Here is a 25929-nt window from a genome sequence, read left to right as displayed (position 1 = left end):
GGCCTCCAAATGTTATTTCTTTAACGACTTAATTTTAACAAATATTTACCCTGTTATGTTATAAGAGTTGCTAATGTTACATTAGAGTTCTAGGCGACAACAAGAACCGGATCCATGGATCCGGTTCTTGACTTTTATGATTTAAGTTTTTTGTTTCGCGATCTACTTGAAAGTGGCGTTTTCCACCACTGTATCCAAGACTTTCTGTTGCAGTACACTCATCTTGATAAACGGCAGACCATAATGCTCTTCCAATTCGGAATAATCGTCCAGTTCCATATTTTTTTTGAAATAGTTGGTAATATCTTCATCCGTTACTGTTACTTTTTGTGATTCTGCAATGGCCTGCAGGATCAAATAATAGTTGGCAGCTTTTACATGGTCATCCGCGTAGGTTTCCAGCAGGGTCTCCGTGTTCTCCACGCCGACATAGGCGCTGAGGAATGCATCCAGTTCCATTTCGCTGCTTTTGGCATATTCCTTGTAATATTCCACCATGGCGTTTTCCTGATAGGTGATCAACGTCTCCGGAGTCTCAAGTATTTCTGAGTTTTGGACGATGTAGTCCTGGATGTAAAGGGATACCGATGTATCCTGGAGTTCTTTCGTAAATCCTTCCTCCATTTCCTTTACCGTGGTCCAACCATAGGTTTCTTGAAGATTTTCTGCAACAAATGCATCCGTTGGTTCCGGTGTGTTTGAAATGGAGATGTGATTCACCGTCGTGCGGAACACAGCGTCTTTTCCGTTGAGTTCTTCCACCCCATAATCATCCGGGAAAGTTACGTTGATGTCGAAGGTTTCTCCCGGCATTTTTCCAATGAGCTGATCCAGAAAGTCATCGATGTATTGTGTTTCCCCGATGACGACATCCGTACCGTTGCCCTGTGTGTCCCCGCCTTCAAAGGCTTCACCGTCAACGGTACCCACGTAATCGATATTGACCTTGTCACCGGATTCCACAGGACGGTCCTTGACTTGTTCCTCTTTTGAAAAATAGGCTAAAACACTATTTATCTGTTCATCCAGGCTCTCTTTTGATACTTCATGGACTTCTGCGGGGATCTCGATGGATCCAATATCCACCAGTTCTACATGGTCAGTTGCGGTGATCCCTTTCCAGTATCCGTCTTCATCGATTCCTTTGCTGTAGCCAAATTCCTCATCGTCGGTAGTAGAACATGCTGCAACGGTCAGTATGCCGGCCAACAACAGGAATAGTGCGATTTTTTTCATTTAATTGCCTCCAATGCGTATGTTTTGATTGTACTATTATACATGAAAGAGCACCGGAAAACAGAAAAGGTGAAAAAATAAAGAAAAGGTTAAGGTGGTGGGAAAAGAATCCGTTTCATGATCAGGGAGGTCCAATGAAAATGAATCGGAACATCCGGGGAGATCTTGCATAGCCATTCAAGAAATTGAGCAAAATTTGATTAGGATTGGTAAATATACATAATATATGAATATAAATACTGAAAACGATGCAATATTACAATTTGTTGGAATATTGTGACCATTTAACGATTGTTTTTTAGGGGTGTAAATGATAAGATAGTACCGTAGTATATTCTATTTATTAAAGAAAGGGGAATGTAACATGAACAAGAAAAAAAGAGCGGTACTTTTAAGCGTACTGCTGGTTTTGGCCTTGCTCTTTACCGCATGTTCCGGAGGAGACAATGGAGACAATGGTGACAACGGTGACAACGGCAATGCAGAACCGAAGATTTTAAGAACGAACAACTCCAGCGAACCAGGATCCCTGGATCCCGCGTTGGCACAAGGAACCCATGAGTCTTGGGTATTGGACCATGTATTTGAAGGTCTGATGAAAAAGAGTCAAACTGGGGAGATTGTACCTGGTATGGCCGCATCCTACGAAATGTCGGATGATGGACTGACTTATACCTTCACATTGAGAGACGGTGTGGAATGGTCCAACGGAGATCCTGTAACAGCTCAAGATTTCGAGTATTCCTGGAAAAGAGCATTGGATCCGGAAACGGCAGCTTATTATTCCTATCAATTCTTCTATCTGAAGAATGGGGAAGCTTTCAACTCCGGCGAAGCAACCATGGATGACGTGGGCGTCAAAGCATTGGACGAAAAAACGTTGGAAGTAGTGTTGGAATCTCCCACAGGATTCTTCCTGGAGCTGACTTCTTTCTACTGCTATTTCCCGATCAGCAAAGATCTTGACGAATCCAATCCGGACTGGGCGAAAGATCCGTCCACCTACGTATCGAATGGTCCTTTCCTGTTGACCGAATGGGTACACAATGCCAGCATCACATTGTCTAAAAATGACGGTTACTATGCAGCAGACCTGGTAAATTTGGACGGCATCGAGTTTGCCATTCTTGACGATGCAAACACGGCATGGCAACGATACGAAGGCGACGAGTTCGATTTCTTGACTCCATTGCCTCAAACTGTAGTAGCGCAAATGACAGAACAAAACAATCCGGAACTGGTCATCGGTGCGGATTTGGCTACATACTACTACAACTTTAACAGCGAAGTGAAACCTTTCAACAATGCAAAAGTTCGTAAAGCTCTTTCCTTGACCATCGACCGTGAATCCATCGTCACCGATGTAGCCCAAGGGGGACAAACTCCGGCAGAAGGCGTAGTACCTTACGGTATCCCGGATGAGTCTGGTAAAGATTTCCGAGATGGTTCCGGAAACTTCCTGAGCTTTGATGCAGCAGCAGCTAAGACCATGCTGGAAGAAGGATTGGCAGAAGAAGGAATGGCAGTAGCCGATTTCAAACCGGTCCTGCTGTACAACACCAGCGAAGGACATCAAAAAATTGCAGAAGCGATCCAAGAAATGTGGAGAGTTAATCTGGGAATTGAAATCACATTGGAAAACGTCGACTTCCAAGTCAAACTGGATAGAGAAAAAGCAGGCGACTACGAGATTTCCCGTGCTGGATGGATCGGCGACTACATCGACCCGTTGACATTCATCGACCTTTGGGTCACCGACGGACCGTACAATGATGCCAGATTCTCCAATGCAGAATATGACGCATATGTAAAAACTGCTAGAACTTCTACGGATCAGGCAGAGCGTATGGAAGCCATGAGAAAAGCGGAAGCGATTTTAATGGAAGAAATGCCAGTAGCTCCGATCTATTTCTACACCCAACCGTATGCACAAAAATCTTATGTAACAGGCATCTACAAGCCCGTAAACAGATATCCGTATTTCATCTACGCGGACATCGAAAAGTAAGTATTTGTATTGACAATCAAGGAATGGTTTGATACCATTTACAAGTCTATTTAAGGAAATCGAGGCTCTATTACTTTAATAGAGCCCGGTTTCTTTTAAGATAAATCTTAGTAAGTATGGACCTTGCTTTCGTGTTGTAGCGATCATGTCCATAAAGGAGAAGAAAGATGTCAAAATATCTATTAAAAAGATTGGTCATGTCCGTTGTAACCATTTGGGCAGTTGTAACCATCACCTTTCTATTGATGCATTCTGTACCTGGCAACCCTTTCCGAACGGAAAGCAAAATGCCGCCGGCTGTCTATGAAAACCTTCTTTCCCAATATGGATTGGACAAACCCTTGCCGGAGCAATATGTCATATACCTTGGAAATTTGATGCAAGGCGACTTGGGAGCGTCCATGAAATCTCGGGTGGAGACCGTAAACGACATGGTAAGCAGAGGCTTTCCCGTATCGGCGCAATTGGGTGGACAGGCGTTGTTGATCGCCATTGTTTTCGGACCTGCGCTGGGAAGCCTGGCCGCATTGTATCAAAACAAGTTCCCGGATTACTTGTCCATGGTCATCGCTATTATTGGAATATCTGTTCCTTCGTTCATCATGGGTACTGTGTTGATACAATTTGTCGCTAGAAATTTTGCAGTGTTTCCAATCGGAGGTTGGGGAACATGGAATCATACGCTATTACCATCCTTGGCACTGGCATTGATGCCCTTGGCCACCATGGCAAGACTGATGCGTTCCTCCATGCTGGAAGTATTGAATCAGGACTATATCAAAACAGCCAAATCCAAAGGGATCAAGCGGTCCGCCGTTATTTTGAAACATGCGGTACGTAACGCAATCTTGCCGGTCATCTCCATTTTGGGGACCACCATCTCCAATCTGCTGGTAGGCAGCTTTGTTATCGAAAAGATTTTTGGGATCCCGGGACTGGGCCGTTTCTTCGTACAATCCATCAACAATCGGGATTATCCCTTGATCATGGGAACCACCATTTTTTACGCCATCATACTGGTTGCCATGCTCTTTATCGTGGACATCGCCTACATGGTGATCGATCCAAGAATAAAACTGACCAAGGAGGGACGATAAGTGAATAATCCAGTGGATTTGAAGCCGGAATTATTTGTTGAAGCAGACAAAGATCTGGTAAATGTTGATAAAATTCGTCGTCCCAGCATCAAGTTCTGGCCGGATGTATGGAGAAGATTGCGCAAAAACCATTTGGCCATGGTCGGATTGACCCTGATCGTTTTGATGATCATCATGGCTTTCGTTGGTGTTCGACTTTCGGGATATACCTACTTTGAACAAAATTTGAAATTGAAAAATATACATCCAGGAAGCGTCTTCTGGTTTGGTTCTGATGAATTGGGTCGAGACTTGTTCACGCGAGTTTGGTTCGGGGCCAGATATTCCCTGGCTATCGGCGTCATTGCCGCCTTCATCGACTTTTTGATCGGCATCACTTACGGCGGTATCGCCGGCATCTCTTCCCGTCGAGTGGACGGCATCATGATGCGTGTGGCCGAAGTCATATACAGCATCCCGTATTTGTTGGTCGTGATCCTTCTTTCCGTTGTATTGAACCCGGAAGGGGGAGGCAGTTCCATGTTTGTACTGATCCTTGCCATGAGTTTGACCGGCTGGGTCCCCATGGCGATCCTGGTACGAGGCCAGGTCTTGCAACTGAAGGAAGCCGAGTACTCCCTGGCATCGGAATCCCTGGGTGCCACCAAGGGATGGATCTTGCGCAAGCATATATTTCCAAATACGCTGGGTCCCATATTGGTCAACGTTACCCTGACCATTCCCCGAGCTATTTTTGCGGAAGCCACCTTGGGTTTTTTGGGCTTGGGACTGCAGGCACCAAAGTCCAGTCTGGGAACTTTGGCGAACAATGGATTGGCAGGGATGGCCGTAGGAAATGCCTACCAGATCATCATCCCGGCGATTTTCATCTCATTGATCATGTTTTCATTCAACGTTTTGGGCGATGGTCTGAGAGACGCTTTGGATCCAAGATTGCGCAAGTAGAGAGAGGTTGAAACAATGGATAATATATTAGAAGTTAAAAATTTGGCCGTCTCTTTTCAGACGTTTTTTGGAGAAGTAGAGGCTGTCCGCCATATAAATTTTGAGGTAGGGCGAAAAGAAACAGTAGCCATCGTAGGAGAGTCCGGTTGTGGGAAAAGCGTGACCGCCAACTCCATCATGCAGCTGTTGCCCATGCCTCCGGCATTTTTTAAAGACGGAGAGATCTTTTTCAATGGAGAGGATCTGCTAAAAAAGACAGAGAAAGAAATGCAGAAGATCCGTGGAAATCACATAGCAATGATCTTTCAAGATCCCATGACATCGTTGAACCCAACCATGAAAGTAGGGGCACAGATCGTGGAGGGTTTGGTCAAGCATCACAAGATCAACAGGGAAGAAGCAAAGAAAAAAGCCATAGAAATGCTGGAACTTGTATCCGTACCTCAACCGGATAGAAGGATCGATCAGTATCCCCACGAATTTTCCGGTGGCATGAGACAGCGGGTCATGATCGCATTGTCATTGATCTCTGATCCCCAGCTTCTTATTGCCGACGAACCAACGACAGCATTGGATGTTACAGTTCAGGCGCAGATCCTGGATCTGCTGAAAAGCCTGCAGGATAAAATGAACATGTCCATCATTTTGATCACCCATGACTTGGGTGTGGTGGCAGATACCAGCGACAAAGTCGTGGTCATGTATGCCGGTCAGATCGTAGAGACGGGATTGACCGATGAGATCTTTTCCAACACGGCACATCCCTACACAAAAAAATTATTGGCTTCCGTTCCTCGACTGGATATGAATCGGGACGAGGCATTGGTATCCATCGAAGGTACCCCGCCGGATCTTTACATACCTCCTAAAGGTTGTGCCTTCTACGACCGTTGCGATTATGCCATGAAGGTTTGTAAAGATCACATGCCGGAATTTTCCGAGCATACGTCGACGCATATGAGTCGATGCTGGTTGCATCATCCCATGGCAAAAGACGGGAAAGGAAGTGAATCCTGATGCAGGAACCATTGATTTCAGTACGTAACCTGAAGAAGCATTTTGAAGTTGGGAAAGGCGCAGTGTTGACGGCTGTAGACGGCATCAGCTTTGATATTTACCCGGGAGAGACCTTTGGTCTGGTTGGTGAATCCGGATGCGGAAAATCGACGGCGGGGAGGACCATCATCCGTTTGTACGATGCAACGGATGGAGAAGTACACTTCAACGGGAAAAATATTTTTGAATTATCCCGACATGAAATGAACGAAGTTCGAAAAGATTTTCAAATGATCTTTCAAGACCCATATGCATCCCTGAATCCAAGGATGACCGTAGAAGACATCATAGCAGAACCATTTCAGATCCATGGCATCTATAAAAACAAAAAGGAAATGAGACAAAAGGTCATTGAACTTTTGGAAACCGTCGGATTGAACGACGAGCACGCCATGCGTTTCCCGCATGAGTTCTCCGGAGGGCAGCGTCAGCGGATCGGGATCGCCAGAGCATTGGCATTGAATCCCAAATTCATCGTTTGCGATGAACCCATATCTGCACTGGATGTGTCTATTCAAGCGCAGGTCGTCAACATTCTGAAAGATCTTCAGGATAAAATGGGTCTGACCTACATGTTTATTGCCCATGACTTGTCCATGGTCCGATATATTTCCGACAGGGTCGGTGTCATGTACCTTGGGCACATGATGGAATTGGCAGCTTCCGAAGAGCTTTACGACAATCCATTGCACCCATATACGAAAGCCTTGCTTTCCGCCATACCCATACCGGAACCGGAGATCCAGCGAAACAGACAGCGGATCATTCTGGAGGGGGATGTACCCAGCCCCATCAATCCGAAAGAAGGATGCCGGTTTGTGGATCGATGCAGCTATGCCATCGACAAATGCAGGCAAGTGACACCGGAATTTCGGGAAGTGCAGGAAAATCATTTTGCGGCTTGTCACCGAATCGGAGAAATTTAATAAAACACCATCGGACGTTGGACATACACGGACATCCGGTGGTGTTTTGTTTTGCTGGAAAGGAAGAATGCACATGATCAGGATATGCAAAGAGCATGAGGATTGGTTGGAGGAGCAGCTCCAGAAGGGGGTGATTTCCACAGAAACATTGTTGCTTCTTCATGGAGAGCAGATCGAATTTTTGCAGCATGAGCGGTTGGTCCATTTGATCGTCACCTTGTTTACCGGAGGCATGCTGGTGGTTTTCTTTGTGTTGTCTTTTCTTTTGGAATCCTTGTTGGTGTTGATCTTGCAGGTCATATTTGCAGGGTTGTTTTTCGCTTACTTGATCCACTACGCACGTTTGGAAAACTGCGTGCAAAAGTGGTATGGGATCTACCGGCAATTATGGGAAAGAACGTATGGAACATGAAAAAGAGGTGCCTGAGGCACCTCTTTGTTATGCGCTTTCGTATGCGATGTCTGTTGTGGGCACGTCCATGGATAAAAGCATTTTTTCTGCAGCTTTTGTCATGGGAGGCGGTCCGCACATGTAGATCTTATTGTCGGTCAAGTCCATGTCTTTTAAAACGTCGGTGACAAAGCCTTTTGGTCCTGCATAGGAATCATCGAAGGCTACGACTTTGATGTACTCAAATTTGTCGCTTTGATCGGCATAGGATCGGAACTCTTCGTCAAACATGAATTCCTTTTCCTGATTGGCACCATAAACCAAAGTGAACTTTTCGATCTCGTGGTCATCATTTTCCACCAGATCCTTGACGATGGCTCTAAAGGGAGTGATGCCGATACCACCGGCCACCAGGACCACTTCTTTGGCATTCTTGTCTACCAGAAGTTCATGGCCCATGGGACCTTGAAGGGTGACTTTCTGACCTTCCTCGAAGGTGTCGAAGATGATGCCGGTACCGTAACCGTTGGGTGTTTTCTTCACATCGATGGTGACGGTTTTTGCACTTATGTCAAAAGCGGATATGGAATATGCCCGATACATCTCCGGAATGTCCTGGATCTTCACCAGGATAAACTGGCCGGATCGGTATACCACGTTGTCGTCTTCAAAGTGGAACACGTATTCATTGGTGGTTTCGTTGACAGGGGTGATCCTGGCAATGGTGGCCGGAAATGCTTTTCGATGTTCATATCCGGTCAAATCCACACTTTCACGAATGGCTTTTGCTTCTTTGGCATTGGCGAGGTGGAGAACATCTCCTGGGCAATTATAAACACAGGTGGAACATCGGATGCAGTTTTCGTTGACAAACTGACCATTTTCGTCGAAGGCTTCGTAAGGCGTCAACTGCATGGGGCAAACTCTGGCACATTTGCCGCAGCTATGGCACATGTCGGTACTCTCTGCAGTGATCTTCAGATCGGTTTCCTTGTTGAGTCCGGTCCATTTACCGATGCGATAGGAAATTTTTTGCAAAGTGCCCATGGGGCAGAAATTGCACCAGGTTCTTGCACTGAATAATACAGAGGCCAATCCTCCTGCAACGGTCACCATCAGATAGCTGGCAACAAAGATGAAGCCCAGTCTCTCCCAAAACTGATAAGTACCCCATAAAGCGGATACTCGGATGAATTTTCGAACCAGGTTGAAGGTGAAAAATCCGAAAAAGGCCCATCCAAATAATTTGGATTTGAAGAATTTCGGGATCTTGCGATTCGAAGTGACGGGGTATACCAAACTGTCAAACAAGCTGCCATGAGGGCAAATGTTTCCGCACCAGAACCTTCCGCGGAAGAAGGCGGTGACGGTCAAGCCCGCCATGACGGGTAGTACCAGCAGTCCCAAAATTGGAAACCACAAGCCACCAACAGCGACCGTCAGGGTAAAGATCCAAGCGTACTTTCTCCAGGGACTAAAGATTCGATTTGTCTTAATGTAGAAATCTGTCATATACAACCTCCGAATGTATTTTTGCATACCCCAAAGGGTATAGTGAAGATTATAAAAGACAGCAGAAGCTTTGTCAATGTATACATGCAATTTCTTTTCCAAGGGAAAGGTTGTTGGAAATCAAAACCAGGTAGGTTATAATGATTACAATGAAAGTTAAAGGATGATTGCATTGAATGAAGATATACTATTTTGCAAGGGTGGCGGTTGTACGGCAAAACTAGGGGCAGGAGCCCTTTCTTCGGTCTTGGAGAAACTGCCAAAGAAATTGGATCCCAACCTGCTGGTTGGGTTTGACAGTGCAGATGACGGAGCGGTCTACCAACTGACGGAGGATTTGGCCGTTGTCCAAACCTTGGATTTTTTTCCACCCATGGTGGAAGATCCATATCAGTTTGGTCAAATTGCAGCAGCCAATGCCTTGTCGGATCTTTACGCCATGGGCGCCACTGTCAAAACTGCATTGAACATCGTCTGCTTTCCTGAATCCATGGATCTGAACATACTTGGAAAGATCCTGCAGGGTGGCAACGACAAGGTGATGGAGGCTGGCGGCGTTTTGGTGGGGGGACATTCCATCGCGGACCAGGATGTGAAGTATGGACTTTCCGTTATGGGGACCGTCCATCCGAATAAGATCTTAAAAAACAATACACCCAAAGCTGGGGACCGGTTGATCCTGACAAAGCCCCTGGGAGTGGGGATCGTCATGACGGCTCAGCGGATGGGCCAATGCGATCCGAAAGCCATGGAGCAAGCGGTAACGTCCATGACCACCTTGAACAAATATGCGGCGGAAATGCTGTTTGCATACGATATCCATGCGTGTACGGATGTGACCGGATTTGGGTTCATTGGACATCTACGGGAGATGCTGGGAGCATACAAAGGTGCTCAGATCGACAGTATTCGGATACCCCATATTCGACATTCCAGACGCTATGCCAATGAGTTTTTCTATACTGCAGCAGGACAGCGGAACCGAAATCATTTCCAGTCTGGAGTCGTTTTTCAAGGGGTACCATTTGCAATGGAAGAGATTTTGTACGATCCCCAAACTTCTGGAGGATTGTTGGTCAGTCTACCTGCCGATGAAGCGGAAATTGCACTTGCTGAAGTCCGAAAACTGGGACTGGATTGCGGCATCGTCGGTACGGTAACACAGGATGAAGAAAACAAGATCGTGATTAGATAGGGAGGATATGAATATGACAAAACGAATATTGGATGAGAAGGGGAAAGCCTGTCCCCAACCGGTCATAGAGGCGAAAAACATGTTGGCCGACATGGAAGCAGGAGAAGAACTGGAAGTGGTGGTGGACAATTCCATTGCCGTAGAAAACATCGTCAAGATGGCAACCCAGATGCATTTGCAGCATACATGGACAGATATCGATTCGGATGAATATCGGATCGTCATCACTCAAAAGAAACAGGAAGTCTTATCGGTGGAGAATAATTCGGCAGGGCATGAGGGGGGTTCCTGGGTGGTCGCCATCTCTTCCGATACCATGGGGACCGGGGATGATGTTCTGGGACGGGTCTTGATGAAAGGTTTTATTTATGCAGTAACAGAATTGGATCCCTTGCCGGAAACCATTTTGTTCTATAATGGTGGCGCCAGATTGACGGCGGAAGGGTCGGAAAGCCTGGAAGATCTGATGGATTTGGAAGACCAGGGTGTGGAGATCCTCACTTGCGGGACCTGTATCGATTTTTTGGGATTGGATAAAACTCCGAAAATTGGCGGCGTCAGCAACATGTACACCATTGCGGAGATCATGGGAAAAGCCGCCAAGGTGGTTCGCCCATAGGAAAGGAAAACGAACGATGATCTACTTTGACAATGCGGCGACCTCTTTGCATCGACCACCGGAAGTGATCGACGGGATGGTAAGAGCCATGAAAACATTGGGTTCTCCAGGCAGGGGATCCCATGACTTTGCCCATGAGGCTGCCCGTACTTTGTATGAGGGACGAGAGGTCCTTTCCGATTTCTTTCATGTGGGAGATCCCTTGAAGGTGGTCTTGACCGCCAACGCAACGGAAAGTCTGAACATGGTGATCCAGGGAGCGCTGGAACCGGGGGATCATTGCATCACTTCGGAGTTTGGACACAACAGTGTATTGCGGCCTCTCCACCAAATGGAGGAAAGAGGAGTTCATGTTGAGAAAATAGGAGCCAGAGACCAGGGGATCCTGGAATGGGAGACGTTGGAACAGCGGATCCGTCCGGAAACAAAAATGGTGGTAGCATGTCATGGTTCCAACGTGACAGGCAACGCGGTGGACCTTCGCCCCATAGGTGAACTATGCAGAAAACACGGTTTGTTATTTGTTGTGGACGCCGCGCAAACAGCCGGTTTGCTGGCCATCGATTTTCAGGAGCTTAAGATCGATGCCCTTTGCCTGTCCGGTCACAAGGGATTGTTGGGCCCCCAAGGAATCGGAGTCCTTTGTCTGAGTTCGAGGGCCCGGGTAAAACCGTTGAAATGGGGAGGGACCGGAACACAGAGCTTCTCCAGTGACATGCCGGAGGGCCTGCCGGAAGCACTGGAAGCGGGCACCATGAATACCCACGGTCTGGCTGGATTGATGGAAGGGTGCAGGTATTTGAATCGGATCGGCGTGTCCGTCGTCTATGAAAAATCGATTCGTCTTGCCAATATGTTTTACCATGGCCTTCTTGGACGAAGAGGGATCACTTTTTATGGAGACTTTTCCGGAGAAGCTCGACTGCCCATCGTATCCTTGAATGTGGGAGAGATGGATGCCGGACAGGTCAGTGATCTGCTGGCGGAAGAATATGGGATCGCCACCCGGTCGGGAGCCCATTGCGCTCCCGGCGTTCATCGATATTTTGGAACAGAACGACAGGGAATGGTGCGGTTTTCCTTTTCGCACTTCAACGCGGCGGATGAAGTAATGAAGGCCGTGGAGGCTGTACAAAATTTGACGAAGGAGCTTTTATGAGGGAGAGGAAGTTGTATCTGGTATTGTCTTTTTCTTCCACATCCCGGGCCATGGCTTTTGAAAAAATCGCAAAAGCAAAGGGACAGAAGGGGAGGATGATCCCTTTGCCGGGGGCCATTTCCGCCGGCTGCGGATTGGCGTGGAGAGACGATCCAACACAGGAAGAAGGGCTGAAAAATATGGCGTTGGAAGCCGGCTTGGAGATCGAAGGGATCTACCGGTTGATGTTGTAGAACAAGGGGAGGTGGAGATCAGACATGAAGTTGCGTGCATATGAGGATGGGGACATTCAGGACATGATGGAGATCTGGAACCATATCGTTGTGGAAGAAGGAGACTCGTTTCCCCAGATGAATGGATTGAGCTTGTCGGAGGCCAGAAATTTTTTTGCCGGCCAATCCCATTGCGGAGTAGCGGAAATGGATGGGAAGGTGGCCGGTTTCTACATACTCCATCCCAACAACGTAGGACGCTGCGGCCATATCGGCAATACTTCCTATGCGGTAGCACCAAACTTGCGCGGCAAGGGGATCGGACGACGATTGGTGGAGGATTCCATCAACCAGGCAAAAGAACACGGATATGGCCTTCTGCAGTTCAACGCCGTCGTCAAAACAAACGAAGGGGCGATCCGCATCTATGAACAGCTGGGATTTCAGCGTTTGGGGATCATACCGAAAGGGTTTTACATGAAGGCTGGATATTATGAAGATATTATTTTATACTACCTGGAATTATAGGATCAAAAAAAGACCCGAAGGGCCTTTTTTTTGTGATCATTTAAGTTCTTCCATTAATGCTTGAAAGCTGGGCAAAGAACGCTGGATGGTTTCATAGGCGACGCAATAGGCGATCCGCACGTATCCGGGACAGCCGAAAGAGCTGCCGGGAACCAGCAGGATGCGTTTTTCCTTGGCTTTGGCACAAAAGGCCCCATCGTCTTCCAGCGGTGATTTTACGAAGAGATAGAAGGCCCCTTGAGGCTTGATGCACTCGTAACCGAAGGAACGAAGGCTGTCGTAGAGGAGGGTCCGGTTTCGGTCATAGTACTCCAGATCCACTTTGGCATCCAGACATTTTGCTGCAACCTTCTGAAAAAGGGAAGGTGCGTTGACAAATCCCAGGATCCTCGTTGCAATGTTGGCGGCGGAGATCATGTTCTCGAAATCATCCACTTCGGAAGGGATCACCAAATAGCCGATCCTCTCTCCCGGAAGAGACAATGATTTGCTGAAGGAGTATCCCACGATGGTGTTGTCGTAATATTTGGTGGGGTAGGGCACTTCTATGCCGTCATATGCCAATTCCCGATAAGGTTCGTCGCTGATCAGATAGATGGTGGTGTCCATTTCCTTTTGTTTTTGGTATAAAATATCCGCCAGTTGTTGCAAGGTGCTTTCGGAATAGACCACACCGGAAGGGTTGTTGGGAGAGTTGATCAGTACAGCCTTTGTTTTTTTTGTGATATAGGATTCAAAAATTTCCAGGTTGGGCTGAAATGTTTCCGTATCCGGAGGGACCACAAGAAGGGTGGCATCGAAATTGGCCACATAGTTTTTGTATTCTCCGAAAAAAGGGGCAAATGTGATCACTTCATCTCCTGGATCCAAAATGGTTTTGAAGATCACGTTGAGTCCTCCACCGGCGCCTACGCTCATAATGATGTTTTCTTTATGAAACTGGGTGTCAAACTTTCTGTTGATGGACTGGGCGATGGTTTCCCGAACGTCTTCGTAACCGGAATTGTTCATGTATCCATGGACCGTTGTGGGAGCCTCCTCGTTCAGTATTTCCAGGATGGCTTTCTTTACTTCGGTCGGTGGTTCCAGATTGGGATTTCCAAGGCTGAAATCATAAACATTTTCTGCGCCGTATATGGTGGATAGGCGTCGGCCTTCTTCGAACATGGCTCGGATCACAGAACTGTTTTTTACGTATTCGTGCATTTTTTTTGAGATCATGGGGTACTCCTTTCTTTGCTGTTAAGAAGTATTATACATCAAAGGAGAATCGGCTGCTAGAAAGGATAATGAAATTTTCAGAAATTTTTGAAAATAGTTGTTGACAAAGATGTGGACCGATTGTATAGTTGTAACAATAAATAAAACGTTGAACAGGAGAAGTATGTCAAAGGAAAACTTTTCAGAGAGCTGCTGGTGGTGGGAATGCGGCAAGGTGGATTTGATGGAATGGCCCTGTGAGTGGGAAGGCGAAATGGAAAGAGTAGCTTTCTTCGGGATCTTCGCCCGTTAACAAGGAAGCGTGCATGATGGTGCATGGAATGAGAGGGCCTACGGGCCAATTCGGGTGGTACCGCAGAACAATACTTCTGTCCCAATGTTGGGATGGAAGTTTTTTTTATACAAAATTTTAAAAAGAAAAGAAAGGATGATCAGCAATGGCAAAAGTACCTTACAAAACGTATTTGACAGAAACGGAGATTCCGAAGCAATGGTACAACGTGCGGGCGGACATGAAGGAGCAGCACGATCCCTTCCTGCATCCGGGAACTGGCGAGGCATTGCATGCCCAGGATCTGTATCCCATCTTTTGCGAAGAATTGGCGAAGCAGGAGATGGACACGACCAACCATTACATCGACATACCGGAACCGGTTTTGGATTACTATCGAACATTTCGTCCATCGCCATTGATCCGTGCCTACAATCTGGAAAAAGCCCTGGATACGCCGGCAAAGATCTATTTCAAGTTTGAAGGAAACAACACCTCGGGCAGCCACAAGCTCAATGCAGCGGCAGCCATGGCCTATTATGCCAAGGCTCAGGGATTGACGTCGTTGACCACGGAAACGGGGGCGGGACAGTGGGGTACCGCTTTGTCCATGGCATGTTCCTTCTTTGGTCTGGATCTTGCCGTTTATATGGTGAAAGTGTCCTACGATCAAAAGCCGTTTCGAAAAGCGGTCATGGAGACTTTTGGCGCCACCATCGTGCCAAGTCCTTCCGATACGACAGAAGTGGGCAGAGCCATTTTGGCAGCAAATCCCGGAACTGGCGGCAGCTTGGGTTGTGCCATCTCTGAAGCCATTGAAGTGTCCATGAGAGACGACAACTGCCGATATGCGCTGGGTTCCGTATTGAATCAGGTTTTGCTCCATCAATCCATTATCGGATTGGAGAGCAAAGCGGCCATGGAGAAACTAAATGAATATCCGGATGTGATCGTCGGTTGTGCCGGGGGAGGTTCCAACCTGGGCGGACTTATGGCCCCTTTCATGCAGGACAAATTATTGGGGAAAGCGGATCCCAGGATCGTTGCGGTGGAACCTGCATCCTGTCCCTCCTTGACCAGGGGGAAGTATGCCTATGACTTCTGCGATACCGGGAAGATCACACCATTGGCCAAGATGTACACCTTGGGCAGCGGCTTCATGCCTTCACCCAACCATGCAGGAGGTCTGCGATATCATGGCATGTCTCCCACCTTGTCCAAGCTGTATCATGACGGATACATGGAAGCCATTTCCGTAGAACAGTCTACCGTCTTTGAAGCGGCAACCCTCTTTGCCAACAAGGAACAGATCCTGCCGGCGCCGGAGTCGGCCCACGCCATATACGGTGCCATTCAAGAAGCATTGAAATGCAAGGAAAGTGGAGAAGAAAAAACCATATTGTTTGGATTGACGGGAACCGGTTATTTCGACCTGAAAGCATATGCCCAATTCAATGAAGGAACCATGAGCGACTACGTGCCTACGGATGAAGATCTGGAAAGAGGATTTTCAAGCCTGCCAAAAATGGATTGATTATGGACCTGTGGTTTGTTATAGTTGATTTACAGAGTTAAAAATAAAAGAGCAGGTGAAAATCAATGAAAAAAATAACGATCCTGGGTTTGATCCTTATATTTTCGGTCATGATGTTGATGGGCTGCAGCCAGGGAAGCGGAAACGATGAACTGGTCGTGGGCATGGAACTGGCCTATCCACCATTTGAAACGAAAGACGACAAGGGAGAACCCATGGGTGTCAGCGTGGACTTTTCCAAAGCTTTTGGAGAGTATATCGGCAAGGAAGTCCGCATCGAAAATATTGGATGGGATGGTCTGATCCCGGCCGTACAAACGGAACAGGTGGACATGGTCATATCGTCCATGACCATCAAGGAAGAACGAATGGAAAAGGTGGATTTCTCCAAACCGTACGCAAAAGCCTTGCTGGCCATGCTGGTCAACGCAAATTCGGATATAGAGACCATGGACGATTTCAACGAACCGGGCAGAACCATTGCCGTCAAGATCGGGTCTACAGGGCACAGCTATGCAGAGCAGAATTTGAGCCAGGCGACCATCATCCCCCTGCCGGATGAAAGTGCATGTGTCACGGAGGTCGCCCAAGGAAAAGCCGATGGATTCATTTACGATCAGTTGACCATTTATCGAAACAACAAGGCCAACCCGGATACCACCAAAGCCATCTTTATACCCTTTCAGGACGTAGAATATTGGGGAGTAGCGGTAAAAAAGGGAAATACGGAGCTGCTGGATCAATTGAATGCATTTATTGATGAATTTTATGCAGACGGCGGATTTGATGACATTACGGAGAAATTCCTGAAAGAAGAGAAGGTCGTTTTTGACGAATTGGATTTTGAGTGGTTTTTTTCCGACGTCAACGAATAGAAAGATGATGATGGACAATGGATGGAGACAAAAATAACACGGTCACAAAGCCAAATGATGGCAAAAACGAAACATTCAAGGCAATCGGAAGCATTCTGATTGCCTTGGGTGTGTTTGTGCTGTTTTTTTATATTTCTTTGCAGCGGCTGGGGTTGGAGTTGGATTTTGCGTTTTTGTACCAGTTCCGATATCGGCTGTTCTATGGTTTCCGCATGACGGTAGCCATCAGCATTTTTAGTTTGGTTTTGAGCCTGTTCATTGGGGTCGTTTCTGCAGTTGGGAATGAATCGAAACTATTGCCCTTGTCCTACTTGGCGAAAATGTACGTTCAATTCATTCGGGGAACGCCAATGATCATGCAGGTATATCTTTTTTTCTACATCGTAGGTACCGCATGGGGAATCACCAACCGGTTTTGGGCAGGGGTATTGATCTTGTCCATATTTGAAGGGGCCTATATTTCAGAAATCATTCGAGGCGGGATCCACTCCATCGAGAAGATCCAGCTGGAAGCGGCAAAAGCAGTGGGTTTGAGCAACAAACAGACCTTGGGACTTGTGGTCATTCCTCAGATCGTCAAAAGGATCTTGCCGGCCCTGGCCGGGCAGTTTGCTTCCATTATTAAGGACTCATCCCTTCTTTCCCTGATTTCGGTCATCGAGGCGACCCAAACCATACGGGAGATCAGTGCAACAAACTTTGCCATCTTTGAAAGCTATATTTTTCTAGGATTCATGTATCTGGCGCTTACATTCCCCTTATCCATGTTTACCCGATATCTGGAAAGGCGGTTCAGTTATGAAAATTAAGATCAATGGCATATCCAAACGGTTTTCCGGGGGACCGGAAGTATTGAACCGGATCCAGTATCAGGGAGAATTTGATTCCCTGGCCATTATCGGTCCGTCCGGCGGAGGGAAATCCACTTTGCTTCGTATTTTGGGAGGACTGATTTTACCGGATGCGGGAAGTTTTGCATTTGACGGAAAAGAAACAAAAATGGAGGACCGCGCATTGCTGGAATATCGCAGGACCATCGGCTTTGTATTCCAGTCCAACGGTCTGTTTCATCATTTGACGGGGAGGCAGAACATTACCATGCCCCTGATCAAAGTCCATGGATATAGTCCGGAAGAGGCGGAAGAGAAGGTGGAGGCCTTGTTGAAACGCTTTGGATTGGCCAACGACGGCCATAAATATCCCAAGAACTGTCGGGAGGACAACAGCAGCGGATCGCCATTGCCAGAGCCGTCGCTGCAAAACCAAGGTTGGTCCTTTTGGATGAACCCACCAGTTCTCTGGATCCGGAATTGACCAGGGAAGTATTGGACATGATCCGGGAATTGGAAAACGATGGACTCAGCATTTTGCTGGTGACCCATGAAATGGGATTCGCCAAACGAGCCTGCGACAAAGTTCTATTTCTTGCCGGAGGGCGTCTGGTGGAACACGGCAACAGCCAGGAATTGTTCGAAGATCCCAAGACGGAAGAGTTGAAGAAATTTTTGGATAAAATTTTAGGATGGAACGCATGAAAAAAAGCGACTTCTCGTTGGAAGCCGCTTTTCTTTTTCGTCGGATCAGGCCATTTCATCGGATCGAAGCAAGTCGATGTTGTTTTGGGTCAGGATGTATATGGCTTCTTTGGCATCGGATACTTTCATGATGACGGCTGCATTGTCACCAACGGCGTAGGCATACATGTACTCGATGTCGATGCCGCCATTGGATAATGTCTTGATGGCGTCATGGAGAGTTCCAGGCGTATGTTTGACATTGAGACAGATGACATCGGTCAGATTGACGGAAAATCCGTTGCGTTTTAGCAAATCCGTCGCTTTTTCGCCATCACTGACGATCAGACGCAGCAAACCGTATTCGGAAGTGTCGGCAATGCTCAGGGCACTGATGTTGATGTTGTTTTCTCCCAATACCCTGGTGACTTCAGAGAGACGACCGGATTTGTTTTCCAAAAAAACCGTTAATTGTTTGATGATCATGAGTGATCCTCCTTCAATTTTCTTTTATCAATGACCCGGGTGGCCTTTCCTTCGCTTCTTGCGATGGTTTGAGGTTCCACCAGTTTTACTTTTACAGCGATGTTCAACGTGCTCTCCAATGCTTGTGTGATCTTTCGAGTCAGGTGCTCCAACCCTTTGATCTCATCGGAAAAGATCTGTTCGTCCACTTCTACCAACACTTCCAGTGTATCCAAGTTGTTGACCCGGTCCACGATCAGCAGGTAATGGGGGCTGGTGGCGTTCAGTTCCAGAAGAACGCTTTCCACCTGGGATGGGAATACATTGACGCCGCGGATGATCAGCATGTCGTCGCTTCGGCCGGTGCATTTTTTCATGCGGACTGTGGTTCGACCGCAGTTGCAAGGCTGGTAATCCAAAGTGGTGAGGTCCCTGGTCCGGTAACGGATCAAGGGGAGGGCTTCTTTGGTAAGGGTGGTGAAAACAAGTTCTCCTTCTTCGCCAGGAGGCAATGGCTCTTTGGTGGCGGGATCGATGATCTCCGGGAAGAAATGATCTTCTGCGATATGAAGACCATTTTGTTCCATGCACTCGATGGATACTCCAGGACCAATGATTTCCGAGAGGCCATAAATATCGATGGCTTTGATTTGGAGTCTTTTTTCGATTTCACGTCGCATGCTTTCCGTCCATGGTTCTGCACCGAAAATACCAACCTTCAGTTTCAGATTTTTTGGATCCACCCCCATTTCTTCCAGTGTCTCCGCCAGATATAAGGCGTAGGATGGTGTCAGGGACATGGCGGTGGTACCAAAATCCATGAGGAACTGTACCTGTTTTTTTGTATTTCCTGCAGAGATGGGAACTACCGTGACGCCCAATTTTTCCGCCCCATAGTGGATCCCCAAGCCCCCGGTAAAGAGGCCGTACCCATAAGCGTTTTGAAGGATGTCGTTTTTTCCTACACCTGCTGCAGAAAGGGAGCGAGCCACTACTTCGGAAAAGATGTCCACATCATGGCGGGTATATCCCACAATGGTGGCTTTCCCGGTGGTTCCGGATGATGCATGGATCCGCATCACATTTTCCATGGGGGTGGCGAACAAGCCAAAGGGATAATTGTCCCGCAAGTCGTCCTTGGTGGTGAAGGGAAGTTTGGGCAGATCCTCGATTCCTTGGATGTCATAGGGTTCCAAACCCAAAGCCTGCATTTTTCGTCGATAAAACTCCACGTTGTAATAGACCCGCTCAACGGTTTGGCGTAGCCGCTCGTCCTGCACTTTTTTCATGTCTTCTCTAGACATGCATTCATAATGTTGATTCCAGATCATGAAGCAACCTCTCCTTCATAGTAGTAACCTTTTTCAAATGCCTGCAAGTTGATGCCAATGGTTTTGGGGGGTACTGTTCGTCGAATGGCGTCCATCCACAATTCTTTGGTGATGTCCATTCGTCGTGCAAGAAGACCCAATAAAATGGTGTTGACAACACGCACGTTGCCCAACTCTTTTGCTACACGGACGGCGTCTATGGCAACGACCTGGTTGCAATCCTCCTCTAATCTTTCGATGATCATTTCCGGATATTCTGCAGCTCCAGTTATAACGGACATTGGATCTGTTTCCTGGGTGTTCACCAGCATGGTGCCACAAGGGGAGAGGAAGTGTTTCCACCGGATCGCCTCCAATTTTTCAAAAGAGAGGATCAGATCTGCTTGTCCCACTTCCACCAAAGGAGAATACACTTTTTCACCATAGCGGACATGGGTGACCACGCTGCCGCCTCGCTGGCTCATGCCGTGGACTTCCGATAATTTGACATCGTATCCAAGATCGACGGCCAGATTGCCTAAAATACGACTGGTCAATAAAGTTCCTTGTCCGCCCACACCGACGATCAAAATATTTTTTACTGTCATGAACGTGTACCTACCTTTCGAATCGCTTGGAATTTACAGACGCCTACGCACAAATTGCATCCGACGCAAAGAGTGTCGTCGATCATCATGACGCCATTGTGCTTTTTGATGGCTGGACATCCCAGCTTCAGGCACATACCGCAATCCTTGCATTTTTCCTCATCGATATAGTTTTGAACAAAGCTGCCGCTCTTGTCCAACAATTGGCAAGGTGCTTTTACAATGATCACAGACGGTTCCGCTATTTGGGTCTCTTCCGAAATAGCCTCTTCCAACTCTTTGTAACGGAAGGGGTTGACGGTTCGGACCCGCCGGATGCCTACGCTTTCGCAGAGTTTGACCAGATCCAGCTGGTTGGTGTTTTCTCCTTTCAGCGTGACCCCGGTTGCCGGATTTTCCTGATGTCCCGTCATTCCTGTTGTGGAATTGTCCAGGATCATCACCGTGGAACATCCTTGGTTGTAAACCACGTCCACTAGGCCGGTAATACCGGAGTGAACGAAGGTGGAATCACCGATGATGGACACCCAGTCCTTGATGAAATCACTTCCACGGGCCTTCTCGATGCCGTGAAGCATGCCGATGCTGGCGCCCATGTCCACACAGGTGTCCAGACCTTTGAGAGGATCCAATGCTCCAAGGGTATAGCAACCGATATCTCCGGTGGCGTGCTTGCCCAATTTTTTCAATCGATAGTATACGCTCCGGTGGGGACATCCGGCACACAGCACAGGAGGACGTTGGGGAAGGACCTCAGGGGTCTTCAATTGAAGGTCTTCTTTTTTGATCCGTTCTACCAGCATGTTGGCGCTGTATTCACCTTGTACGGTCAGCAGGTCCTTGCCTTCCACGTCCAGGCCCCAGCTTTTTATTTGTTCTTCAATGATTGGTTCCAATTCTTCGATGATATATACCTTGTCCACCTTGGAACAGAATTCCTGGATCAAATCTTTGGGTAGAGGATGGACCATTCCCAATTTCAAAACAGATGCATCGGGAAAGACTTCCTTGACGTATTGGTAGGGGATCCCGCTGGTGATGAAGCCCATGGAGAGATCCTTGTAATCTGCCCTGTTGATGGACATGGAAGAGGCATCCATCGTCATCTTTTTCATTCTTTCTTCCACAATGACATGTCTCTTGATGGCCATTCCCGGCATCATGACGTATTTCATGACGTCCTTTTCGTAGGGTTTCAACTCCACTTCTTGAGGATCCTGGATCTCCACCAGACTTTGGGAATGGGAGATCCGGGTGGTGAGACGGACCAGTATGGGCGTGTCGTACTTTTCGCTGAGCGTAAAGGCTTCTTTTATATAATCCTTTGCTTCCTGGCTGTCTGCAGGTTCCAGCATGGGGATGTGGGCTGCTCTGGCATAATATCTGGAATCCTGTTCGTTCTGGGAACTGTGCATGCCAGGATCGTCTGCCACCATGATGACCAGGCCTCCGTTGACTCCAGTGTAACTGACGGTAAAAAGGGGATCCGCTGCTACATTGAGACCTACGTGCTTCATGGAGGTGATGGATCTGGCCCCGCCGACGGATGCGCCAATGGCCACTTCCAAAGCTACTTTTTCATTGGGAGACCACTGGGCGTACATGGTCTCGTACTTGGCGATAAATTCCGTGATCTCCGTGCTTGGCGTTCCCGGATAAGCGGTGGCCACCTTGACACCGGCTTCGTAAGCGCCTCTTGCAACAGCTTCATTTCCTAGCATTAATTTTTTCATGATAACTTCCTTTCCAGTATGAGTTCTTGTCATCGCAAATCAAATACGCGTTTGGCCTTTCCTTCGAATCGCTGGAGGGTCCTTGGGTTGACGATGGAAATTTTTGCATCCAAGCCCAACATGATCCGAAGTTCGTATCGTATGCCTTTTTCCAACTTCTCAAATTCCTGATAAGAGTCCAGGGTCAGATTTTCATTCAACTCCACTCGGATCTCCAGACTGTCGAGGTGATGTACCTTTTCTACCGTGATCTCGTAATGTGGACCAAGTGCCGGGAATTTTCGAAGAACTTCTTCCACTTGTGTGGGGAAGAGATTGACACCTTTGACCACCAGCATGTCATCGGAGCGTCCGGAGATTTTTTCCATCCGGGTCGTCGTACGACCACAGGAGCAGGGTTCGTATGTCAACCGTGTGATATCCCTGGTTCGATATCGGATCAAAGGCAGGGCTTCCTTTTGAAGGGTGGTGATCACTAGTTCTCCCTGCTCGCCAGGGGGAAGAACCTCTCCCGTTTTCGGATCGATGATCTCCGGGTAGAAGAAATCTTCATTGATATGCATGCCGGTCAGATGGCTGCATTCCCCGGAAACGCCAGGACCGATCAATTCGCTGAGGCCATAGTTTTCCGTTGCCAGCATTCCCCAGATTTCCTGGATCTTCTCCCGCATGGCTTCGCTGGAGCCTTCTCCACCGAAGAGTCCCAATCGCACCTGCAGATCTTTGCTTGGATCCATGCCCATGCTTTGGGCCACCTCGCCCATATGCAGAGCATAGGACGGGGTACTGACCAGAGCCGTGGTCCCAAAATCCTTCATGAGTAACAGTTGCTTTTCCGTGTTTCCGCTGGACATGGGGACCACGGCAGCACCCAGCTCTTCCAGACCGTAATGAAGACCAAAGGCTCCTGTGAACAGACCGTACTTAAAGGCGATCTGCACCGTATCCTCCGCAGTGGCACCAGCCATGCTCACCAATCGGGCGATCAGCTGGCTCCACCATTTCAAGTCGTTTTTTGTATACCCCACCACGGTAGGTTTGCCTGTAGTTCCGGACGATGCGTGGATCCGCACCACTTCTTTTCTCGATACAGCGAAAAGTCCATAGGGGTAGTTTACCCGAAGATCCTCTTTTGTGGAAAAAGGCAATCGTTGAATATCCTCCAAAGACTGGATATCTTCCGGTTTGCAATGGAGGTGGTCCATCTTGTTTCGAAAATATTCCACATTTTGATACATCCGGTTCACTGTGTGTTTCAGTTTTTCCAACTGAAGTGATTCCATTTCTTTTCTTGTCAATGTTTCCAGGGAAGACCAAATCATGTTTTAACCCGCCTCTCTATCGTTGGCCCGAAACTTCGACCCATAGTAATAAAAACACATGGGCATGTGTTTTTACATATATCGGTTTTTGATTTCCTTGTATTTCCGCTCCCCTAAAAGGTAGAGATCTTCTTCCTCTTCATTGGTAGGGATCAGGGGAGGCACTTTTGTTGGTTTGTCATCCACCAGGTGAACCATGGTGAAAAATGCTGTCATAGCTACAGCTGCATCAAAATCATTCTCCAGATCGTGGACCATCAAGGTCACCATAACTTGCATGGAGGTATTGCCCACATAAGTCAATTGCCCATTGCAGGTGATGATGTCTCCTACATGGACCGGCTTGTGAAAGACGATCTCGTCCACCCTTGCAGTGACCACATTTCCCTTTGCATGTTTGAATGCGGTGATGCCGGCAATGGTGTCCATGATCTTCATCAATTCGCCACCGTGGACATTGCCGGCAGCATTGCTGTGCCTTGGTTCCATGATCATGCAGGTTTCCGCTTTTGAAAAGGCGACACCTTCATTCATCGTATGGCCTCCTTCCTGTGTTTTGTATTCCCTATATTTTATCGAATTTGCTTGGGGAAGGCAATGCATATTTGCGATTTGTCCGGGGTTGGACAAATTGACAAAGAGTGGGACGGGTATTATACTTTAGGTAAGGAGGGATACCAATGGCAGATAAAAACGAAAAACTGAAAATTTTGTTGGAACACTTGATCAAACACAATACGGATCATGCATTGGAAATAAAGGAAATGGCCGCTACGGCGGAAGAATTGGGTTTTGGAGATGCAGGGAAATTGTTGGTGCAAGGCTCCAATGAAATGAACCTGTCCAATGATACTTTGAAAAAAGCTCTGGACCTGATCGTAAAGGGGATGTAATCATGTGCTTGGGAAAAGTATATGAAGGAGACGACAACAAGGCTTTGCTGGAAGATGTGAAATCCTTGGAGAAAGTCGGAAACAAGTGGGTATTTACTTCCATATTCGGAGATACCATCGAATTGGAAGGAGAGTTGGACGCCATCGATTTTGGTAACAGCAAGGTCGTCGTTCGAAAACCAACAGCATGAGCTTAAAATCCTCGGGTGACCGGGGGTTTTTTCTTTGTTGGAAATATTGTAAAATTGTAAAAGAATGATATAATAAAACAGATAAATCAAATACGTTTAAAAAAGTGCAAAAAAATCGGAAACGGGGTCTTCATTCATGACGACAGGAAAAATCTATGACATTCAACGATTTACCGTCAACGACGGGCCGGGTATTCGGACGGAAGTTTTTCTAAAAGGCTGTCCATTGACCTGTTTATGGTGCCACAGCCCTGAATCTCAGGCATATGAAAGCCAGCTGGGCTTGTACATGATGCGTTGCATCGGTATCGAAAATTGCGGAAAGTGCCTGGAAGCCTGCACCCATAAAGCCATTTCAGAAGGAGAAGTTGTTTATTCGGAAGTCTACAAAAAAGACATTACGAAGATCAAGGTGGATTTTGATAAATGCCATTCCTGTTTTGACTGTGTGGAGGCATGTCGGTCCAAGGCCTTGGTGGTCATCGGGGAGGACAAGACCGTGGAAGAAACCATGGTGATTATTAGAAAGGACAGCGCTTATTATAAAAAAAGCAGCGGGGGCGTCACTATCTCCGGCGGGGAGGCGTTGAGCCAGCCCAAATTCACACTGGAACTGTTGAAAGCATGCAAGGATGAGGGACTTCATACTTGTCTGGATACGACGGGGTTTGCAAAATGGGATACTTTGGAGAAAATGATCCCATACGTGGACCTGGTCCTTCTGGATCTAAAACACATGGATTCAGAGTCATCAAAAGAACTGGTGGGAGTGCCCAACGAGATCATCCTGGAAAATGCCGTCAAAATGGCCCAGTCTGGAGTGGACATCCAGATTCGGGTACCCATCATCCCAGGACATAACGATTCCATGGAGAATTTGGAGAAAACAGGACTTTTTTGCCAGCAGCTTGGAGACGCCGTATCCATGGTCCAAATACTGCCCTATCATAAGTTGGGGACCATCAAATACGAACGTCTTGCCAAACCGTATCTACTGGAAGATCTGGAACCGCCATCGGAAGAACGGATGGAAGAGATCAAGGCATTTCTGGAAGGCTTTGGATTAAAAGTGAAGATCCATTGATCCATAGCATGTCAATGAAAATAA

The 25929-nt window shown here is 47.4% G+C and carries 27 protein-coding genes, 1 pseudogene and 1 other annotated feature; of the genes and pseudogenes, 19 read left to right on the top strand and 9 right to left on the bottom strand.

The window, feature by feature from the left end; all coding sequences use genetic code 11:
• Positions 1-162: 162 nt before the first annotated feature.
• Positions 163-1236, bottom strand: a complete 1074-nt coding sequence (locus J0B03_RS03270; RefSeq protein WP_207300442.1) for a trigger factor — start codon at positions 1234-1236, stop codon at positions 163-165.
• Between the two features lie 364 nt (positions 1237-1600).
• On the opposite strand from J0B03_RS03270, the gene J0B03_RS03265 reads away from it, so the two are divergent.
• From J0B03_RS03265 to J0B03_RS03240, 6 genes are all read left to right on the top strand, one after another.
• A complete protein-coding gene (locus J0B03_RS03265; protein WP_207300441.1) occupies positions 1601-3244 on the top strand; it encodes a peptide ABC transporter substrate-binding protein in 1644 nt (547 codons plus the stop codon).
• Positions 3245-3411: 167 nt separating this feature from the next.
• Entirely contained in the window at positions 3412-4341 is a 930-nt protein-coding gene (locus J0B03_RS03260; RefSeq protein WP_207300440.1) for an ABC transporter permease, read from the top strand.
• Positions 4342-5286 carry an ABC transporter permease gene (locus J0B03_RS03255; protein ID WP_207300439.1) on the top strand — a complete coding sequence of 315 codons (945 nt, stop codon included), beginning with the start codon at positions 4342-4344 and terminating at the stop codon, positions 5284-5286.
• A 15-nt stretch (positions 5287-5301) separates the two neighbouring features.
• Entirely contained in the window at positions 5302-6303 is a 1002-nt protein-coding gene (locus J0B03_RS03250) for an ABC transporter ATP-binding protein (protein ID WP_207300438.1), read from the top strand.
• Complete coding sequence (locus J0B03_RS03245; RefSeq protein ID WP_207300437.1) at positions 6303-7268, top strand: ABC transporter ATP-binding protein; 966 nt, start codon at positions 6303-6305, stop codon at positions 7266-7268. Before J0B03_RS03250 ends, J0B03_RS03245 begins: the two co-directional genes overlap by 1 nt.
• A gap of 73 nt (positions 7269-7341) precedes the next feature.
• A complete protein-coding gene (locus J0B03_RS03240) occupies positions 7342-7680 on the top strand; it encodes a hypothetical protein (protein ID WP_207300436.1) in 339 nt (112 codons plus the stop codon).
• 27 nt (positions 7681-7707) lie between these two features.
• On the opposite strand, the gene J0B03_RS03235 is transcribed toward J0B03_RS03240, so the two are convergent.
• Positions 7708-9171: a 4Fe-4S binding protein gene (locus J0B03_RS03235; RefSeq protein ID WP_207300435.1), complete on the bottom strand. Its 1464-nt coding sequence runs from the start codon at positions 9169-9171 to the stop codon at positions 7708-7710.
• 163 nt (positions 9172-9334) lie between these two features.
• Between J0B03_RS03235 and selD the strand changes: the two genes are divergently transcribed.
• The 5 genes from selD to J0B03_RS03210 are packed head-to-tail and all read left to right on the top strand — an operon-like array spanning position 9335 to position 12884.
• A complete protein-coding gene (gene selD / locus J0B03_RS03230; protein ID WP_207300434.1) occupies positions 9335-10366 on the top strand; it encodes a selenide, water dikinase SelD in 1032 nt (343 codons plus the stop codon).
• 13 nt (positions 10367-10379) lie between these two features.
• The gene (gene yedF, locus J0B03_RS03225; RefSeq protein ID WP_207300433.1) at positions 10380-10985 is read left to right on the top strand and encodes a sulfurtransferase-like selenium metabolism protein YedF; all 606 of its coding nucleotides are present in this window, start codon (positions 10380-10382) and stop codon (positions 10983-10985) included.
• Positions 10986-11001: 16 nt separating this feature from the next.
• Positions 11002-12144: an aminotransferase class V-fold PLP-dependent enzyme gene (locus J0B03_RS03220; RefSeq protein ID WP_207300432.1), complete on the top strand. Its 1143-nt coding sequence runs from the start codon at positions 11002-11004 to the stop codon at positions 12142-12144.
• Positions 12141-12377: a putative Se/S carrier protein gene (locus J0B03_RS03215; RefSeq protein WP_207300431.1), complete on the top strand. Its 237-nt coding sequence runs from the start codon at positions 12141-12143 to the stop codon at positions 12375-12377. The genes J0B03_RS03220 and J0B03_RS03215 overlap by 4 nt, the downstream gene beginning before the upstream one ends.
• A 24-nt stretch (positions 12378-12401) precedes the next feature.
• Positions 12402-12884: a GNAT family N-acetyltransferase gene (locus J0B03_RS03210; protein ID WP_207300430.1), complete on the top strand. Its 483-nt coding sequence runs from the start codon at positions 12402-12404 to the stop codon at positions 12882-12884.
• Positions 12885-12920: 36 nt separating this feature from the next.
• On the opposite strand, the gene J0B03_RS03205 is transcribed toward J0B03_RS03210, so the two are convergent.
• Complete coding sequence (locus tag J0B03_RS03205; protein WP_207300429.1) at positions 12921-14105, bottom strand: pyridoxal phosphate-dependent aminotransferase; 1185 nt, start codon at positions 14103-14105, stop codon at positions 12921-12923.
• Between the two features lie 139 nt (positions 14106-14244).
• Positions 14245-14484, top strand: a binding site (T-box leader).
• A gap of 58 nt (positions 14485-14542) precedes the next feature.
• Here J0B03_RS03205 and J0B03_RS03200 point away from each other — a divergent pair.
• The 5 genes and pseudogenes from J0B03_RS03200 to J0B03_RS12185 all read left to right on the top strand — a co-directional run bounded on the left by J0B03_RS03200 (position 14543) and on the right by J0B03_RS12185 (position 18320).
• A complete protein-coding gene (locus J0B03_RS03200) occupies positions 14543-15910 on the top strand; it encodes a TrpB-like pyridoxal phosphate-dependent enzyme (RefSeq protein WP_207300428.1) in 1368 nt (455 codons plus the stop codon).
• 65 nt (positions 15911-15975) lie between these two features.
• Positions 15976-16785 (top strand): transporter substrate-binding domain-containing protein, encoded by an 810-nt coding sequence (locus tag J0B03_RS03195; RefSeq protein ID WP_207300427.1) that lies wholly within the window; start codon positions 15976-15978, stop codon positions 16783-16785.
• Positions 16786-16802: 17 nt separating this feature from the next.
• Positions 16803-17594 carry an amino acid ABC transporter permease gene (locus J0B03_RS03190; protein WP_207300426.1) on the top strand — a complete coding sequence of 264 codons (792 nt, stop codon included), beginning with the start codon at positions 16803-16805 and terminating at the stop codon, positions 17592-17594.
• Positions 17584-18020 (top strand): annotated as a pseudogene (locus tag J0B03_RS12190) (ATP-binding cassette domain-containing protein); the annotation flags it as partial. The gene J0B03_RS03190 and the pseudogene J0B03_RS12190, both read left to right, overlap by 11 nt.
• The gene (locus tag J0B03_RS12185) at positions 18018-18320 is read left to right on the top strand and encodes an AAA family ATPase (RefSeq protein WP_309485120.1); all 303 of its coding nucleotides are present in this window, start codon (positions 18018-18020) and stop codon (positions 18318-18320) included. The pseudogene J0B03_RS12190 and the gene J0B03_RS12185, both read left to right, overlap by 3 nt.
• 45 nt (positions 18321-18365) lie before the next feature.
• On the opposite strand, the gene J0B03_RS03180 is transcribed toward J0B03_RS12185, so the two are convergent.
• The 6 genes from J0B03_RS03180 to J0B03_RS03155 form a co-directional block, all read right to left on the bottom strand.
• Positions 18366-18785: an ACT domain-containing protein gene (locus J0B03_RS03180; RefSeq protein WP_207300425.1), complete on the bottom strand. Its 420-nt coding sequence runs from the start codon at positions 18783-18785 to the stop codon at positions 18366-18368.
• Positions 18782-20095 carry a phenylacetate--CoA ligase family protein gene (locus tag J0B03_RS03175; RefSeq protein WP_207300424.1) on the bottom strand — a complete coding sequence of 438 codons (1314 nt, stop codon included), beginning with the start codon at positions 20093-20095 and terminating at the stop codon, positions 18782-18784. The genes J0B03_RS03180 and J0B03_RS03175 overlap by 4 nt, the downstream gene beginning before the upstream one ends.
• Positions 20092-20682 (bottom strand): indolepyruvate oxidoreductase subunit beta, encoded by a 591-nt coding sequence (locus tag J0B03_RS03170; protein ID WP_207300423.1) that lies wholly within the window; start codon positions 20680-20682, stop codon positions 20092-20094. Before J0B03_RS03170 ends, J0B03_RS03175 begins: the two co-directional genes overlap by 4 nt.
• Complete coding sequence (gene iorA, locus J0B03_RS03165; RefSeq protein WP_207300422.1) at positions 20679-22415, bottom strand: indolepyruvate ferredoxin oxidoreductase subunit alpha; 1737 nt, start codon at positions 22413-22415, stop codon at positions 20679-20681. Before iorA ends, J0B03_RS03170 begins: the two co-directional genes overlap by 4 nt.
• A gap of 29 nt (positions 22416-22444) precedes the next feature.
• On the bottom strand, positions 22445-23737 hold the full coding sequence (locus J0B03_RS03160) for a phenylacetate--CoA ligase family protein (protein ID WP_207300421.1): 1293 nt from the start codon (positions 23735-23737) through the stop codon (positions 22445-22447).
• Between the two features lie 72 nt (positions 23738-23809).
• The gene (locus tag J0B03_RS03155; protein WP_207300420.1) at positions 23810-24271 is read right to left on the bottom strand and encodes an acyl-CoA thioesterase; all 462 of its coding nucleotides are present in this window, start codon (positions 24269-24271) and stop codon (positions 23810-23812) included.
• Positions 24272-24417: 146 nt separating this feature from the next.
• Between J0B03_RS03155 and J0B03_RS03150 the strand changes: the two genes are divergently transcribed.
• From J0B03_RS03150 to J0B03_RS03140, 3 genes are all read left to right on the top strand, one after another.
• Positions 24418-24630, top strand: a complete 213-nt coding sequence (locus J0B03_RS03150) for a DUF8180 domain-containing protein (protein ID WP_207300419.1) — start codon at positions 24418-24420, stop codon at positions 24628-24630.
• Between the two features lie 2 nt (positions 24631-24632).
• Positions 24633-24821, top strand: a complete 189-nt coding sequence (locus tag J0B03_RS03145; RefSeq protein WP_207300418.1) for a CooT family nickel-binding protein — start codon at positions 24633-24635, stop codon at positions 24819-24821.
• A 136-nt stretch (positions 24822-24957) separates the two neighbouring features.
• Entirely contained in the window at positions 24958-25905 is a 948-nt protein-coding gene (locus J0B03_RS03140; RefSeq protein WP_207300417.1) for a glycyl-radical enzyme activating protein, read from the top strand.
• Positions 25906-25929: the final 24 nt, after the last annotated feature.

Origin of the sequence: Alkalibacter rhizosphaerae, from assembly GCF_017352215.1 — a bacterium.
Classification (GTDB): Bacteria; Bacillota; Clostridia; order Eubacteriales; family Alkalibacteraceae; genus Alkalibacter; species Alkalibacter rhizosphaerae.
The sequence above is the reverse complement of the archived record's forward strand: the minus strand, read 5'-3'. Positions and strand labels throughout refer to the sequence as shown.

Excerpts from the sequence above, each read along its gene's own strand:
- J0B03_RS03270 (WP_207300442.1), bottom strand. The coding sequence starts at position 1,236 with ATGAAAAAAATCGCACTATTCCTGTTGTTGGCCGGCATACTGACCGTT.
- J0B03_RS03265 (WP_207300441.1), top strand. The coding sequence starts at position 1,601 with ATGAACAAGAAAAAAAGAGCGGTACTTTTAAGCGTACTGCTGGTTTTG.
- J0B03_RS03260 (WP_207300440.1), top strand. The coding sequence starts at position 3,412 with ATGTCAAAATATCTATTAAAAAGATTGGTCATGTCCGTTGTAACCATT.
- J0B03_RS03250 (WP_207300438.1), top strand. The coding sequence starts at position 5,302 with ATGGATAATATATTAGAAGTTAAAAATTTGGCCGTCTCTTTTCAGACG.
- J0B03_RS03245 (WP_207300437.1), top strand. The coding sequence starts at position 6,303 with ATGCAGGAACCATTGATTTCAGTACGTAACCTGAAGAAGCATTTTGAA.
- J0B03_RS03240 (WP_207300436.1), top strand. The coding sequence starts at position 7,342 with ATGATCAGGATATGCAAAGAGCATGAGGATTGGTTGGAGGAGCAGCTC.
- J0B03_RS03235 (WP_207300435.1), bottom strand. The coding sequence starts at position 9,171 with ATGACAGATTTCTACATTAAGACAAATCGAATCTTTAGTCCCTGGAGA.
- selD (WP_207300434.1), top strand. The coding sequence starts at position 9,335 with ATGATTGCATTGAATGAAGATATACTATTTTGCAAGGGTGGCGGTTGT.
- yedF (WP_207300433.1), top strand. The coding sequence starts at position 10,380 with ATGACAAAACGAATATTGGATGAGAAGGGGAAAGCCTGTCCCCAACCG.
- J0B03_RS03220 (WP_207300432.1), top strand. The coding sequence starts at position 11,002 with ATGATCTACTTTGACAATGCGGCGACCTCTTTGCATCGACCACCGGAA.
- J0B03_RS03215 (WP_207300431.1), top strand. The coding sequence starts at position 12,141 with ATGAGGGAGAGGAAGTTGTATCTGGTATTGTCTTTTTCTTCCACATCC.
- J0B03_RS03210 (WP_207300430.1), top strand. The coding sequence starts at position 12,402 with ATGAAGTTGCGTGCATATGAGGATGGGGACATTCAGGACATGATGGAG.
- J0B03_RS03205 (WP_207300429.1), bottom strand. The coding sequence starts at position 14,105 with ATGATCTCAAAAAAAATGCACGAATACGTAAAAAACAGTTCTGTGATC.
- J0B03_RS03200 (WP_207300428.1), top strand. The coding sequence starts at position 14,543 with ATGGCAAAAGTACCTTACAAAACGTATTTGACAGAAACGGAGATTCCG.
- J0B03_RS03195 (WP_207300427.1), top strand. The coding sequence starts at position 15,976 with ATGAAAAAAATAACGATCCTGGGTTTGATCCTTATATTTTCGGTCATG.
- J0B03_RS03190 (WP_207300426.1), top strand. The coding sequence starts at position 16,803 with ATGGATGGAGACAAAAATAACACGGTCACAAAGCCAAATGATGGCAAA.
- J0B03_RS03180 (WP_207300425.1), bottom strand. The coding sequence starts at position 18,785 with ATGATCATCAAACAATTAACGGTTTTTTTGGAAAACAAATCCGGTCGT.
- J0B03_RS03175 (WP_207300424.1), bottom strand. The coding sequence starts at position 20,095 with ATGATCTGGAATCAACATTATGAATGCATGTCTAGAGAAGACATGAAA.
- J0B03_RS03170 (WP_207300423.1), bottom strand. The coding sequence starts at position 20,682 with ATGACAGTAAAAAATATTTTGATCGTCGGTGTGGGCGGACAAGGAACT.
- iorA (WP_207300422.1), bottom strand. The coding sequence starts at position 22,415 with ATGAAAAAATTAATGCTAGGAAATGAAGCTGTTGCAAGAGGCGCTTAC.
- J0B03_RS03160 (WP_207300421.1), bottom strand. The coding sequence starts at position 23,737 with ATGATTTGGTCTTCCCTGGAAACATTGACAAGAAAAGAAATGGAATCA.
- J0B03_RS03155 (WP_207300420.1), bottom strand. The coding sequence starts at position 24,271 with ATGAATGAAGGTGTCGCCTTTTCAAAAGCGGAAACCTGCATGATCATG.
- J0B03_RS03150 (WP_207300419.1), top strand. The coding sequence starts at position 24,418 with ATGGCAGATAAAAACGAAAAACTGAAAATTTTGTTGGAACACTTGATC.
- J0B03_RS03145 (WP_207300418.1), top strand. The coding sequence starts at position 24,633 with ATGTGCTTGGGAAAAGTATATGAAGGAGACGACAACAAGGCTTTGCTG.
- J0B03_RS03140 (WP_207300417.1), top strand. The coding sequence starts at position 24,958 with ATGACGACAGGAAAAATCTATGACATTCAACGATTTACCGTCAACGAC.